Genomic DNA, 14,482 nt, shown 5'->3' on the forward strand with positions numbered 1-14,482 from the left:
CGGCAGGGATGTTAAGGTTAGCGGTTCATTGAAGCTGAAATTTAAAATCAAGAAGTTTTTGGCTGGCAAATAAAAAACCCGGCTCACTGTGCCGGGTTTTCAATTTAAAAGGTTAGGAATAGCTTATCGTTTCAGTAATCTGAGTATTTTGGTTTCCTGACCTTGATTCAAGTGTAGGTAATACATCCCTTTCTTGAAGCCTTGACCGTGAATTTCCAAACTCATTTTTCCATTGGAAAAGCTGGTATTTCCAGATTGCAGGATAGTCCCACTTTCGTCATAAATCACATAGGCGACCGCCGCATCAATGGCCTGATCCAATTCTATTGAAACCTTATCTTCTATCGGATTCGGGTAGAAAGTGATGATCTTGGCCTGAGCGAAATCATTAAGGCTGTTTGCTTTTGAATTCAAATCTTCACAGGGAGTTTGGCCACAAGCACCCAGTTTTGCCCCACGAGCTAAGAAAGAGGGAACAGCTGCTGCAGCTACGCTAAGGGTATTGGTCTTCCCTGAATTTCCGGCAGGCATGCATAAGGTTACCTTGTTTGAATTCTTTCCACTTCTCACATCCACTACACAAACGGTAACCTCATCTGTGAATGTATTGCCTACCTGATCTGTCACAGTCAGGGTATAGGTTGTAGTTTCGGTTGGGAATACCCAGATAGATTGACCAACCTGACCATCACTCCAACTGTAAGTATATGATCCGCTTCCTCCTGTTGCCTCTGCTGCGGTCAAGATCAAACCTGCTAATGGCGGATAACCCAGGTAAACCACGCCTCCTTCACCGGCATCGGAAACAATTGGATCTCCCGCTTCAAATCTGACCGAAACCGGCAAATGATCTGAGGTAGTATTTGCATAGTTTTCAATGAGTGCAAATGGCAAATACAGGAATTCAGAACCCGGTAAGTAATTGTCAAATAACTCATTGGAAATAGAAATGTGATCAATCACATTATCATTGAAAAGAAAAGAGCGTAACCCTGCCTCACTTAAAGAAAGGGTCACTCCGTCAAAATCCGGATCCGAAAGAATTACCGAATAGGTACTTTCTCCACCACCAATGGACTCATCCAAATCATCGTTGTAGTCACCCAAAAGGATGATATTTTCATGTAAATAGAAAGCATCCAAGGTATCCTTCAAAACCTGATTGTCAAATCGCTTTCTTGCCAAGTCTTCCTTACTAGACCCGGATTTACCATGGATATTGATGAAGTTGATTTTTTCATTGACTCCATTGATGTCCACCACTGCGGAAACCAACCAAGGCAATCGACCACTCGACCAGAACGAGGAGGGGGAACCGGTTGGATACTCATCCAATAGGGAATTCATTCCCAATCTCGCCTCATCATAGAGGGCCTCAAACAGGACTTTTTCTTCTTGAATCTCAACAACCGACGTATTGTAAATCAAGCAAAGCTTTTGTGGTGGAAAATTGGAGTCAGGCCCATCGAACGAACGGGAATAGCGATCCGAACAAAGCACCGCATAGCCGGGCAATTGACTGATGAGCTCAGCAAGTAATGCCTCATCACTTACTTCCTGCACGGCGATCACATCCGGTAAGGTTGCCTGGAATAATTTCAAAGCGTTATCTGCCTGCAGGGTTACATTGGATGGACCAAAACCAGAATTTGTTGCTCCAAAAAACTCCATGTTCCAGGTCATCACATCAAGAGTCTCCTCGGCTGGAATATCAGACCCAGCAGGCTCATATGCTGAGGTGCCAGGAAGGTCATCGATAAATCTGGGCAGTAGTTGAAGCGTGCCTCTAAAGCTTCCCAAAACCCCAGTTATCGTCTGCGGCTCAGTTGGGATCACTCGGCCTACCAAGCTATTGACTTGACCATCTATTCGCAATTCCAGATCTCCGTTGCCATCCGTAATGGTGTAGTTACTTTCTGGGAACAGCAGCCCTTTTGGCAACTCAAAGGAAGCATTGGGAATTTGGACCAGTTGACCCTCTAAAGTCGCATTGATTTCAGCTAGGGAAACAGTCAGTGCCTCCACTGGATTTCCTGAACTAATTAATTCAACTTCCCGTACATTGCCAAGCTGAATTTGTTGATTAAACGCTCCCAGGGTACCAAAGAATCGAAGCTCATCTCCAATTTGGAACTTTCCATTACCATGGATCTCTGAATCAAATACAGGAATACCAGCGGTCTCATCCTGGATGAAAGCAGGACCTCCAAACTCATCACTGGCAGTAAGAATCCCTTGAATCCAAACTTCAGTTCCCTGTGCTGCTTGCCTGGCTTCCGCAATCGTGATCACTACCGGATCCGGATCCGGATCCGGATCGACGACCACTCCGCCAAAGCTTTGACCGGTATTGACTTGATCATAGGTTTTAGAAATTGAGGTTTCTGACCAGGTGAAGTCAGCATAGGTGAAACCGCTGCCTTGGAGTTGAAGGGAAGTCCCGATAGTGGTAGTTCCAGGCTGAAAAACACCCACGTCTACGCTGAGGATTCCATCAGCGGGTCCACCTACGGCAATAAAGTTGCCCTCATAGCTCAAAAATTGTAGAAGTTCATCATTTGGGCTGACCAAGGCAAATCCATCCGGTGAACCGTTTTGCAGGCCCGAAATAGGGAAAAATTTGGTTCCATAGCCATGATCTTGGTCAGGAAGAATGCCAGAGAGATCTTCGGTGGCATAAGAAGATCCACCATTACCATTGTAAAGAAAGATTCGATATCCAGCCAAATCCAACCCTGCGGTTCCGGCTACTTCAATTCCTTCCTCTACATCTGACCCTGAGTTGTCGTAGTGAAATTCGTTGATAAAAAGGACAGGAGGGGAGTTAAATTCCTGTTCTTTGTTTAGATTTCCGAAGGTATCATCGGTAGGAGAGCTCCATGAAAAATCAGTGTATACCTTGCCTGTCCCTTTGAGTTGCAGGGAAAAACCGATGGGGGTACTGCTAGTCTCTTCCACGCCAATATCCACACTGCTCATTCCATCTGCTGGACCACCCACCGCAATAAAGCTGCCCTCATAGCTCAGAAATTGAACTACTGAGCCATCATTTACCAAAGCCAATCCGTCAGGAGCCCCATTTTGAATCCCATTCGATGGATAAATCTCCGACACAAAACCATAGCCATTGCCCGAATTAGGAATAGTACCACTAAGTTCTCGTGTGTTATATATAGATCCATTTGACCCATTGTAAAGAACAATCGACCATCCGGTCAAATCTGTCCCTGCCGGTCCGGCAATTTCGATTGCCTCTCCGGCGTCTGTTCCACTATTATCATAATGGATTTCATTGATGAATACTTCTTGGGCATTTGCCGCAACGGCCAGTAAACCAAAGAGTAGAAAATAAATGTTGAATAAAATTTTTTGCATAAAAGAAAGATTGTTAACAGAGCGAATATATTACCATTTCTCCCTTTTTCTTCAGTTCAAAAATTACCATTAGGTTAAATTTATTCCATACAACATTGCAAAAAAGTAATGTCCTTTTGTAAACCAACGGGGCAAACCTCAGGAAGCTATAAGGGGACGGAAAATTGAATGGTCCGGTTCATTGTCAGCAAATTAGAAGGGGTTATTCAGTTCGATGATCAGATCGAATCCCAGAATTAACATCCCCTGATCTGAGATTTATTCTCCCAAGCATTTCATGCGTCTAGAATTTGTTTTTCAGAGGTCAGATGAAATACCCTAGATCATCGTTCTCCTGTGTATCGAGTACCTGAAATGGGTATTTCCTGTGCCCTTTTCGAATCAATGTCCAATTCAAAAATTTGGACTAAAATCAATCAACTACAGGGAATAGCTTTTTGGATATCAAGGTCCATTGATAATATGCCATTTTTTCATTGTGAGTATGATTGCTCCCAACTATCTTTAAGAACCCATCATCCAGCATTTATGAGTTTTAGCCAAGTAAAAAGTACCCTTGAAATTAAACTAATTTGGGTTTGTCGTTTTGTTCTTGCTTGCTGCTTTTTCTTCCCAGCTTGTCAACCAAAAGAAGCTTCGGGTTCCGGGGAAGATAGCAGGGGAAAGCTCAGGCTTGAAGCGGAATTTACCGATCTGGACCAGCAAAAGTTCAATCTTTCTGATTTTAAAGGCAGGCCCATTGTCTTGCATTTTTGGGCGACGTGGTGTAAGCCCTGCATTGAAGAATTTCCCTCCCTGCGCGAAGCTCAACCCCGTTTGGAAAAAGAAAATGTCCAGTTCCTTATTGCTTCGGATGAAGAATTGGGTTTAATCGAAAAGTTTCAGAAGAGATTTCAAACCGGTTTGAACTTGATTCAATTAAGTAAAGGGTCGCTTTCCGAATTTGGTATTTATGCTTTGCCTACCACTTTGATTCTAAACGAAGAGGGGGAACAGATTCATCGAATTTCTGGAAAAATTGATTGGAGTAAAATCGAATCATTTGGAGACTTAAAAAGCGATCAGCCATGAAATGTAGTCAACTCATGGCATGGCTAACTCTTTTTTGTATGGTGGCCTGTCAGCCTCAAAAAGAAGAATTATCCACGCTCCAAAAGCTGTCCTTTCCTGGTACTAACCCAGCGGCTCTTCCTTCCCTTTATTCCAATGACTCTTCGCTTTTCTTATCTTGGGTGAGCAATCCAAATGACACGATTTCAGAATTGTATTTTTCGACAATAGATCATGAAATCTGGACAGAGCCCCAACTGATTACAAAAGGTTCGGATTGGTTTGTGAATTGGGCGGATTTTCCTGCCATTACTGAGAATCAGGGGAATTTGTTGATTCATCATTTGCAAAAATCTTCTCCCGCCACCTTTTCTTACGATGTTAAAATAAATGTCCTTCCTAGTAATGAAACACTATGGAAAACGAATCTCCCACTTCATGGAGACTCCACCTTAACCGAGCATGGTTTTGTTTCGGGTATTCCATTTTCAGATTCTACTTTTTTGGTGACTTGGCTTGATGGTAGAAATACCGGTGGAGGTGGCCACGGTCAGGAAGCGCATGCTGGGGCTATGAGCATCCGGGCAGCTGAAGTCGATTTTCAGGGAATTGTTCATTGGGACGAGCTTTTGGATGCAAAAACTTGTGATTGTTGCCAAACTACAGCTGCGATGACCGCGCAAGGCCCCGTTGTCTTGTACAGGAATCGATCTGACCGGGAAATTCGAGATATTGCTATCACCCGTTTGGTGAAGGGCAAGTGGAGTGAACCTAAGATTATTCATGCAGACGGCTGGGAAATCGCAGGATGTCCTGTCAATGGTCCTAAGGTAGCAGGAAATGGTGAACTGTTGGTTGTCGCTTGGTTTACAGCCGCTGACTCAAAACCTATGGTAAAGCTTGCTTTCTCAACTAATTCAGGAAAGGATTTTAGCGAAGCTCTGGTTATTTCCGATTCAAATCCCTTAGGTAGGGTTGATGTCGAACTAATTGATGATCAATCGGCATTGGTCTCTTGGATGGAAATGGAGGAAGACAGTGCTTTCTTGGTTGCACAAAAGGTGGATTTGTCTGGCAAAGCGTATCAAATACACCAAATTGCTGCCATGGATCCGAGTAGAAAAAGCGGGTTCCCTCAGATGGAAATCTTAGGAGACCGAGTATATTTTGCCTGGACAGAGGTTAAAAATAATACACCCCAACTTGCTTTAGCCGATCAATCTTTAACTTCTTTTTGAAAGTACGATATCCACTTTCAGCCTGTAGGAGTGGGTTAGATCAAGGATTTTGAAAGCTGCACCTCTTTCGATTGGCAAGTGATTTTTGAAATCCATTTTTGAGCATATGAAAAATAGTTTTGAGCAAAAAAAACACGTTATCTTGCACTTAGTCCTCTGGTTTATAACCAAAACCCAGAAGTGTGGCGAGAGCTGCGCTTTTTTTATGGTTTTTGGATGGATTACAAGCACTAATTCCATGGTCTATGAGCCATATTTCAATGGCTAGATGAAATCGAGCAAGATGTTCCCATCACACACTGGTATGAGGATCACCCTGTGAGATTCCATATGACCGCTAAATAACAATTATAAACAGATGAAATCGAGCATGACGTACTCGTCACACACCGGGATGATTAGAACCGCGAGATTCCAGATGACCTCTGAAGAACAAATTTTAAACAGATGAAATTCCCTAGAAATTCATGCCTTGGTGTGTCGACCTCTTAAGCTTGGTATTTCATCCATTATCCATATTTTGTTTTAATTTTACAAAAGGCAAGCTTGGCATCTTGATAATTTCGGAGTTAAAAATGGGGATGGAAGAAATTTCCGATAGATTTTTTTCTTGGCGTAATCAGGTCTAGAAAATTTAATCCAAAAAACAATTGAAATTCGACTACATAAAATAAAAAAAGCGTGATTTAAATCACGCTTTTAAATTATACTTATACTATCTATTACTCCACTTTAAATGGGTCAAAATTCCAATCGTTAAATATGGAAATTACTTTTGCTTCTAATTTTGATATATCTTTTAATTCTTCTACTTCAAATGCTCCAGATGCAAATCCTTGCCAAACATGCACTCCTGATTCAGCATTGGTAAAGTTTACTATGACCGTTCCAGCCTTTACCGGCACCATTTTAGTAGTCATCGATCTAGGGCCAAATCCTAAGTAATCTTGACCATTATTGAGTCGGTAAGTTCTCAATTCTGTTGGATATTCCAAAATGTGGAAGTTGACCAACATATCTGGATTATTTTCATCGTGACTAAATCCTTTCGCCTTCATTTGCATGTCAATGGCATCTTTAACGTGTTTATTTGTGGTAGAATTATTGTATACTAAAACCATGTCACCGTTAATGAGCACCTTGTCATCGGGTATACTTTCTTTAGTGTAAACCCAGTCATATGTTTTATAATTATCTAATGTTACGTTTTCTTTCTTCTCAGTGTAAGTCTTTTGTCCCAGAGTTAAAGAGGTAGACAATAAAGTTAATAGTAAAGTTGAGTTTAAAATTTTATTAAATTTCATATTTAGTCAAAATTTGGTTAACAATTACTAGAGTACACGGCTTTTATCCATTGAGGTTGTAATGTAAAATATTTAGGGTAAAATTTGATTTGGATTAAATAATATATTCAACATATTGTTTTATTTATTTTGATATTTACCTATAAATATTTACGTGGTTTAATTCTAAGTGAAATAATAATTTGAATTTATATTTTATTGATTAAAATTTCTAATCAATGACTTTTTGAATGTATATATTTTTTATCCTAGCAAGAAAATTAAAATTATAGCTCTTTTCATAAAAGAATGCTTTTTTCAGTAATTCACTCCTTTAAACCCAAAAGAAATGGATATTCGATTTGTGATTGAGTTGAATTAATCCGTATTCCGTTTCAGCCATTTTTGATTACTTAACTGGGCTGAGATACCGTTCTTTTTTCATTACTGGTTTAACTTTTTCTCAAGGAAGCAATGAAGCTTCAATTCCCCTTTGGATTAGGTATCCCTGTGATTTAGGAGAAGAGGAGTAGTCATTGATTTTCTTTGAGTCTCCCCATCGTTTTTCTCCAATTGCTGGAGAAATTCGGATCTGAGTTCAGAATCGTTTCTCAGAGTTTAAAACACGAGAATAACAAGTAGTCTATACTTGTTTCAGTCTAATTTTTGGGAAGGTTTTAGCTGGGACAAAACGAATGATTTTACGTATTTTTGACGCTCGAAATAAATAGCTCATGTAGATTTCGAATTAAATTTTCCGAGTTATAGTCTATCTTCTAATGAATCTTTCCCATACCTTCAAAGCATTTGATGAACTTAGCGTACAGGAACTTTACCACTTACTTCGACTGCGCAGTGAGGTCTTTGTAGTGGAGCAAAATTGCGTTTTTTTGGATCAGGACAATAAAGATCAAAAATGTCATCATTTACTGCTTTATGCAGATAAGCAACTGGCTGGATATTGTAGGTTGGTTCCGGCTGGGCTTTCTTATCCGGAAGTTGCCATCGGAAGAGTGGTGAGTTCCCCTGAATTCAGGGGAAAAGGAATAGGGAGAAAAGTAATGGAACTCGGGATCGAATATGGTCAGAAACTTTATGGCCCTTGTGATATCCGGCTGGGAGCCCAAACCTATGCAATGGATTTTTATAAGTCTCTGGGATTTGTATCCGAGGGAGAGACCTACGATGAGGACGGCATCGAGCATATAGAGATGGTGAAGAAGGCTTGATCGCCGTAATCAAATTTTCTTCTCCTTGAGAATTGACATAAGCAAAGATCTACCAACTCAAGCGGCCTTCTTTTTCCTACCTACATCACCAAAGGTTCCAAACTTCTATATTTAAGATCTTACTCACCTCATTTAGGCCAACTCCCTTAAATCTACCGGTACCACTCTTGATACGCCGGCCTCAATCATGGTAATCCCATAAATGATATCTGTACTAGCCATGGTGCGCTTGTTGTGGGTTACTATGATGAACTGACTCTCTTGGCTGAATTTCTGAATGATCTGATTGAATTTGTCAATGTTGGCATCGTCAAGGGGAGCATCCACTTCGTCGAAGATACAGAAGGGAGCAGGTTTCAGCAGGTAAATTGAGAACAGGAGGGAAGTGGCAGTCAGCGTTTTTTCCCCACCACTAAGCTGATTGATGGTCAGGGGACGCTTCCCTTTAGGTTTAGCCATGATTTCAATGCTGCTCTCCAATGGATTACTCGGATCGGTTAATTTTACATCGCAATCGTCCTGCTCGGTAAATAGGCTTCGGAAGACTTTGACGAAGTTTTCCTTGATCTTTTCAAAAGCCTCCAAGAAGGTTTCCTTTGCCACTTCATCAATTTCTTGAATGGTATTCAATAAGGATTCCTTGGCCTTGACCAAGTCTTCTTTTTGCCCCTGAATAAAGTTGTGGCGTTCCTTGATCTCATCGTAGGCTTCCATCGCCATGGGATTGATGGGGCCCATTTTTTCGAGCTTTTCCTTATGCTTTTGGACCAGACTACGCAACTCTTCCTCCTTGAACTCGGCAAATTCAGCATCGGGCTCGGGATTCTCCCCCATCAGTTGGTCCAGATCCAATTCAAACTCCACACTCAATCTTTCCTTCATGGAGGTCATTTTGAGTTTGATTTCATTGATATGATTTTGGAGTTCCTGCAAAATCTGATCATGGCTTTCCTTGCCTTTTTGCAGACTTCGGACCTTTTGGTCGATTTCGTCAATCATTCCACGGCTTCCGTAATAGTCTTTTTCTGCTTCATTTACCCCCAACTCGATTCCTTCCTTTTCGGAGTACAATTCCATCAATTCATCATCCTTGATTTCATTGTTTTCCAGCAAGCTCTTGATTTCAGTATCCAGTTGGGCAAGTTCGGCCTGGGATTTTTCGATCCGTTCTTTGGAAGATTCATACGCATTTTGCTTGAATTCGATCTCTTGATCTAAACTATTTACCCGGTTGAGTTGCTGATGGTATAGAATATTTTCCTGATTGAATGCCTGGGATTTTTCAGTTAGCAATTGGGATTCCTGCTCGACCTCCTCGGTCAACACTTCTAAATCCTGCCCCAATGACTCAAACTCTCCTCGCTCTTCCAGAAGCGTAGGTTGAATCTGGGTCAAGCTCTCCTCGATTTCGGCGATTTTATCCAAAATATCCTCCCGTTTATTGGCATTGGAGGAGAGCAGTTCGGCGAGTTGTTCTTTTTTGGTGCGAACCGAGACATAGGATTGATTGAGTTCGCTGATCCTTGCCTGCTTCTCTTCCATCTGCTTTTTGTAGGAAATTTCTTTCAGCTTCATCAAATCAGAAAGCTTCTGATCCAGATTGGAGCGGGTCGAGGAAACTTTTTTGTTAAGCTCTTTTATTTCTTTGTCGAGTTTTTCCAAATTCTTGGCCCTCCCGATTCGCTTTCCTTCAAAGAGTCCCACCGAACCCCCAGAAAGGGAAAATTTACGTTTAGTGTATTTGCCACTTTCTGAGATGAATACTGACTCACTATCGACCGGAAAATCCTTGTAGTCCCCCTGGACGATGTAGACATTGTCTAAAATAAAATTGATTAGACGGCTGTATTTTACATCAAATTCGATAATCTCGGTCGCCGCAATGGCATTGGAAAACAATTTGCTCTGACTGGGTTTGAAGCGCTCAAAATGCTCTAAGACGAAAAAATTGGCCTTACCCCGCGAGGAATCTGATAGCAGATGAATGGCAGCAATGGCTTGGGCTTCGGTATCGACCACATAGTAATTCATGTAGCCCTCGAGGTAATTTTCGATGGTGACACGATATTTTTCATCCGTGGTAAGCAAGTCAGAAAGTAGGGGGATATCTTTTCCCCAAGAGGAGTTTTTCTTCAAAAACTTAATCGCCTCAGGAAATCCTTCTAGATTCTCCACCAGGGATTTGGTGAGGTTGAATTCGTTTTGTTTGGAATCAAGTTTTCGCGAGGAAGTGGTCAATTCCTCCCGAATCATTTCAATGACCCGATTGGACTCTTCGATTTTCTGATCTAGGTCCTCCTGCTTGGCTTTAAGCTGGTCGTATTCGGCCGTTTCGGTATCCAACTGCGCTTTAAAGTCTACAATTTTTGCTTCAAAATCCACCAGGGAAGCTTCCTGATGAGAATCATCGGAGGAGGTTCGTTCCAATTCCTGCTTGAGTGTAGAAAGTTGAATTTGCTTGATCTCCAAGTCCTTATTAAGCTGATAAACACGCTCTTTGAGTTGCTCGTAGCGGGCTTGAAAACTTTTCTGACGCTGTTGTTTATCGGCTTGGATTAATTTTTGGGAATCAAAAGCCTCTCGAAGTTCAGAGACGATCAGCTCCTTTTCGGCCAACATTTTTTCAGCGGATTCCTTTTCCTGCTGGAGGGAACGAATGGAAAATCCGGCCCGGTCGTTGGATTTGCGATCGGCATCGATTTGTTCGCGAAGTTTCTGGGAACGGTCTTCCAGAAATCTCAGGCGTTCGTTTTTGATTTTTTTCTCCGACTCGAACGAACGGATTTTATGGACATGCTCATTGAGCGTTTTCTGCCGGGAAGCGAGTAATTTTTCTTTAGAAATCAGTTCGGTCTTGAGTTGGGAAAGCATGGCTTCCTGATCGGCAATTCGGGATTGGACTTCGAGTTTTCGGTCAGATTCTTTCTGAATTTTCTCATTGGAATCAATTAAAGACTTGGAATACTTCTCGATGCTTTTTTTAGCAAGATTTATGGACGCGGCCTTGTATTCTTTTTTAATATCAAAGTACTTGGCAGCTTGTTTAGCCTGTTTTTCAAGAGATTTGAGGTTTTTATCGATTTCATAAAGTACATCCTCGACTCGGTCCAGATCGGCATCGGTATCTTCCAATTTACGCAAGGTTTCCTTTTTGCGGGTTTTGAATTTGGAGATTCCCGCCGCCTCCTCGAAAAGCTCCCGGCGGGAGTTGTTTTTGTCATTGAGGAGTTCGTCGATCATCTTCAGTTCAATGATGGCGTAGGAATTGGAGTTGATTCCCGTATCCATAAACAGGTTGGTGATGTCTTTAAGCCGGCAGGTGACGCCGTTAATTTGGTATTCGCTTTCTCCGGATCGGTAATAGCGACGGGTTATGGTGACGTGAGTGTACTCGGTAGGAAGGAGGTTTTTGGTATTTTCAAAGGTGAGGGAAACCTCAGCCAAGTTGGAAGCTTTTCGATTTTTGGTCCCATTGAAGATGACGTTTTCCATCTTATCGGAGCGCAGCATCCGGGTTTTTTGCTCTCCGAGAACCCAGCGGATGGCATCGACGACATTGGACTTTCCACAACCATTGGGGCCCACCACGCCGGTGATTCCCTTGTCAAAATTGATGACCATTCGGTCCCCAAAACTCTTAAAGCCCTTGATCTCCAGTTTACTAAGTAGCATGTATTTTTTTCCTCCTTGTAAAAGCAAACAAAATAGTAGGAAAAATTGAAAGATTGAAGGAAAGGGTGTTTCTAAATAGGGTTTAGCGCGGATTCAGGCCCTAGCACTCCAATTTGAATTGCTTGGATCAGTCTGGAACCTTCCACCCGAAATTTGGGGCTCGAACTGTTGGAGCAAATTTTTTAATTTGTGCCACTGAAGATTTTAGAGTACTTTCAAGCATGGATTTGGGGAATATAGTTTACATCGTAGCGGTTTTGGCTTACTTTATCTATCAGGCTACTCGAAAAAAAAAGCTGCCCGAGCAGGATATGGATATTCCGGAAGGGAAACCGCAACAAGAGGTTACCTTTGAAGATTTACTTCGGGAAATTCGCGGTGAGCAAGAGCAAAAACCCAAGCCCCAACCCGTACCTGAGCCTGCGCCCAAACCAGTCTATTCCTCCCAGTACGAAGAGGCTAAAATCAAGGAATCAGAAAAACCTAAAACCCGTTATCGAAGCCTTGAAGAGCAAGATGATGAAATTCAGTACTATGAGGGCGCCTTTGAAAATATAGATTTCAAAGGAAAAAAATCTTCTCCCGGGATTCCGGACATTCAGTCGGTGGAATCAGATCCTTACCATAGGCCATCAGCGTCTCGAAAAAGTAAATATGCTTCCCTGTTAAGGAATCCAAACTCGGTCAAAGAAGCCCTGGTACTGAAAGAAATATTGGATCGAAAGCATTTCTGAGTTCACTCCACGCTCTGAAAACTCCGAATAGTTACTTTTCCTTTTTGAACGGAATCTATCAGTATAAAATCGTTCTCCAGCCATTTTTCCAAAGCAACCACATCCTTCTCTTCTTTGGGGTAGGCATGGCGATAGTACGAATAAAGCATGACCTTCAACTTTCCGGGTCCTACATTTCGCAAGGAATCTACTTTCTCAATGGCTACCCAATTATGGGTTTGATTTTTTTGAGGAAAAAGAATATCCTTACTGAAATAAACAAAATTATTAACCAATATAATCGTTTCCTTTTCAGTGCTTTGAACGCTTTTATTGAAAGTAGAAATGAAGGAATCATACTCTTTGGTTTCCTTCTGGTAGGAGATCGAAATCAAGGTGGGTAATCCCAGTAAAATGACTAAAATCGGATTTTGGAATGTACTTTTTTTGATCCATACGATAGGAATAAATGCCGCAAGAAATCCGGCATTTTTAAAGTCCTGTTGAAACAGGCTGACGCCCAAACCGAAAAGTAAGGCTAGAGTTAGGGCTTGTTTCCACCGAGTGGAAACAGTCCAAAAATTCCAACCCATACTGATCAGATAGGCGAGCGTGGGAATCAGAATTATTAGATGTCTAGGATTGAGGTAAATGGGATTGTAAAAATCCAGGGTCGAACTCATCAACCAAAAGCCCAGCATTAACAAAAGAAAACCTAATCCAATTTCGAATCCTTCTTGATCTTTTGATTTCAAGCATCGGATTAATCCAGGTAAGGCGAAAACCAACCAAGGCCAATAATTTCGCTCCACAAAGGTCAAAAAGGGTGTAATCGTCAGCCGTTCCATAATGGCCTTCCAACCCTTGTCTGCATAGGTAAATTCGGAAATGTAATGTCCTGCATTGATGGAAGATATTCGATAGAAAGGGTCTCCAAATGTTAGCCAGAAATAACTTAAATATAGGGTAAATAGTACTATTCCACTTAAAGCTAAACTCTGATAAAAGCCCCAATTTATTTTTTTTGACTTTAAGTCAAAATAGAATAAAAGAAAAGGAAGGGGGAAAAGGAAAACAATGGTTTCTTTGGTGACAAACCCTAGAAATAGAGCTAAACTCAACAAAACTCCATTCCATGGGGAATGGTTTATTCTTTTGGAAACCGAAAAAAGGGCTAGGGAAATGCAAGCAACCAAAAGACTATCTGGGTATACCTTGGTCAAAAAATGAAGGAAATATACCTGTGTAACAAACCAACATGTTAAGATCAAGGGAGATTGTCCCTTGGGTAAGATTTTTAAAAGTAAAATCAAGGAAATTCCATAACTGAGAAGAGAAACTAAGGACATGGCTTGAGGTGAAAATCCAAAGATTAGCCCCATTAATCCAGCAGGGATATAGGCTCCCCATCGACTGGAAAAGTGATGAGCATTGACTTGAAAATCCCCTGTCCAGAATTCCTTTCCCGCCAGCATGTAATAAACATCATCCGAGAAGGTAATCCCGTCAAATCCAAGCCACCAATACAGGCCTAAAAATGCAAGCCCAAGCAGGCCAAAAGTCCAGCTTTTCTGCTGATTTTTCATCTGTTTATAATTGTTTTTTAGCGGCCATATGGAATCTCGCAATTCTAATCATCCCGGTGTGTGACGGGTACGTCATGCTCGATTTCATCTGTTTATAATTTGCTTTTTAGCCATCAGATGGAATCTCGCAATTCTAATCATCCCAGTGTGTGACGGGTACATCATGCTCGATTTCATCTGTTTATAATTGTTTTTTAGCGGTCATATGGAATCTTCGCGTTTATTATGATCATCCCTCTGTGTGTCTCTTTAGTCATGCTCGATTTCATCTAATTATAATTTGCTTTTTAGCCATCAGATGGAATCTCGCAATTCTAATCATCCCAGTGGTGTGAC

Annotated in this window: 8 protein-coding genes; 4 read left to right on the forward strand and 4 right to left on the reverse strand. The window is 41.5% G+C overall.

Annotation, left to right across the window (positions count from 1 at the left end):
* Positions 1–123: 123 nt before the first annotated feature.
* Positions 124–3,375 carry a DUF5689 domain-containing protein gene (locus Q0L00_RS17390; RefSeq protein ID WP_297338167.1) on the reverse strand — a complete coding sequence of 1,084 codons (3,252 nt, stop codon included), beginning with the start codon at positions 3,373–3,375 and terminating at the stop codon, positions 124–126.
* 528 nt (positions 3,376–3,903) lie between these two features.
* On the opposite strand from Q0L00_RS17390, the gene Q0L00_RS17395 reads away from it, so the two are divergent.
* Both Q0L00_RS17395 and Q0L00_RS17400 read left to right on the forward strand, forming a co-directional pair.
* Positions 3,904–4,446 (forward strand): TlpA disulfide reductase family protein, encoded by a 543-nt coding sequence (locus Q0L00_RS17395; RefSeq protein ID WP_297338168.1) that lies wholly within the window; start codon positions 3,904–3,906, stop codon positions 4,444–4,446.
* Positions 4,443–5,663 (forward strand): hypothetical protein, encoded by a 1,221-nt coding sequence (locus Q0L00_RS17400; protein ID WP_297338169.1) that lies wholly within the window; start codon positions 4,443–4,445, stop codon positions 5,661–5,663. Before Q0L00_RS17395 ends, Q0L00_RS17400 begins: the two co-directional genes overlap by 4 nt.
* Before the next feature lie 722 nt (positions 5,664–6,385).
* Here the strand turns inward: Q0L00_RS17400 and Q0L00_RS17405 are convergent.
* Entirely contained in the window at positions 6,386–6,967 is a 582-nt protein-coding gene (locus Q0L00_RS17405; RefSeq protein ID WP_297338170.1) for a DUF4136 domain-containing protein, read from the reverse strand.
* 758 nt (positions 6,968–7,725) lie between these two features.
* Here Q0L00_RS17405 and Q0L00_RS17410 point away from each other — a divergent pair.
* Positions 7,726–8,175, forward strand: a complete 450-nt coding sequence (locus Q0L00_RS17410) for a GNAT family N-acetyltransferase (protein ID WP_297338171.1) — start codon at positions 7,726–7,728, stop codon at positions 8,173–8,175.
* Between the two features lie 132 nt (positions 8,176–8,307).
* Here the strand turns inward: Q0L00_RS17410 and smc are convergent, their stop codons facing one another.
* On the reverse strand, positions 8,308–11,847 hold the full coding sequence (gene smc, locus Q0L00_RS17415; RefSeq protein ID WP_297338172.1) for a chromosome segregation protein SMC: 3,540 nt from the start codon (positions 11,845–11,847) through the stop codon (positions 8,308–8,310).
* Between the two features lie 122 nt (positions 11,848–11,969).
* Here smc and Q0L00_RS17420 point away from each other — a divergent pair, with 122 nt between their 5' ends.
* A complete protein-coding gene (locus Q0L00_RS17420; protein WP_297338173.1) occupies positions 11,970–12,581 on the forward strand; it encodes a hypothetical protein in 612 nt (203 codons plus the stop codon).
* A gap of 2 nt (positions 12,582–12,583) precedes the next feature.
* Here the strand turns inward: Q0L00_RS17420 and Q0L00_RS17425 are convergent, their stop codons facing one another.
* Positions 12,584–14,146, reverse strand: coding sequence for a hypothetical protein (locus tag Q0L00_RS17425; protein WP_297338174.1), 1,563 nt, complete (start codon positions 14,144–14,146; stop codon positions 12,584–12,586).
* Between the last annotated feature and the right edge of the window lie 336 nt (positions 14,147–14,482).

It is taken from the genome of Algoriphagus sp. (assembly GCF_024305035.1).
In the GTDB taxonomy this organism is placed as follows: Bacteria; Bacteroidota; Bacteroidia; order Cytophagales; family Cyclobacteriaceae; genus Algoriphagus.

Excerpts from the sequence above, each read along its gene's own strand:
- Q0L00_RS17390 (WP_297338167.1), bottom strand. The coding sequence starts at position 3,375 with ATGCAAAAAATTTTATTCAACATTTATTTTCTACTCTTTGGTTTACTG.
- Q0L00_RS17395 (WP_297338168.1), top strand. The coding sequence starts at position 3,904 with ATGAGTTTTAGCCAAGTAAAAAGTACCCTTGAAATTAAACTAATTTGG.
- Q0L00_RS17400 (WP_297338169.1), top strand. The coding sequence starts at position 4,443 with ATGAAATGTAGTCAACTCATGGCATGGCTAACTCTTTTTTGTATGGTG.
- Q0L00_RS17405 (WP_297338170.1), bottom strand. The coding sequence starts at position 6,967 with ATGAAATTTAATAAAATTTTAAACTCAACTTTACTATTAACTTTATTG.
- Q0L00_RS17410 (WP_297338171.1), top strand. The coding sequence starts at position 7,726 with ATGAATCTTTCCCATACCTTCAAAGCATTTGATGAACTTAGCGTACAG.
- smc (WP_297338172.1), bottom strand. The coding sequence starts at position 11,847 with ATGCTACTTAGTAAACTGGAGATCAAGGGCTTTAAGAGTTTTGGGGAC.
- Q0L00_RS17425 (WP_297338174.1), bottom strand. The coding sequence starts at position 14,146 with ATGAAAAATCAGCAGAAAAGCTGGACTTTTGGCCTGCTTGGGCTTGCA.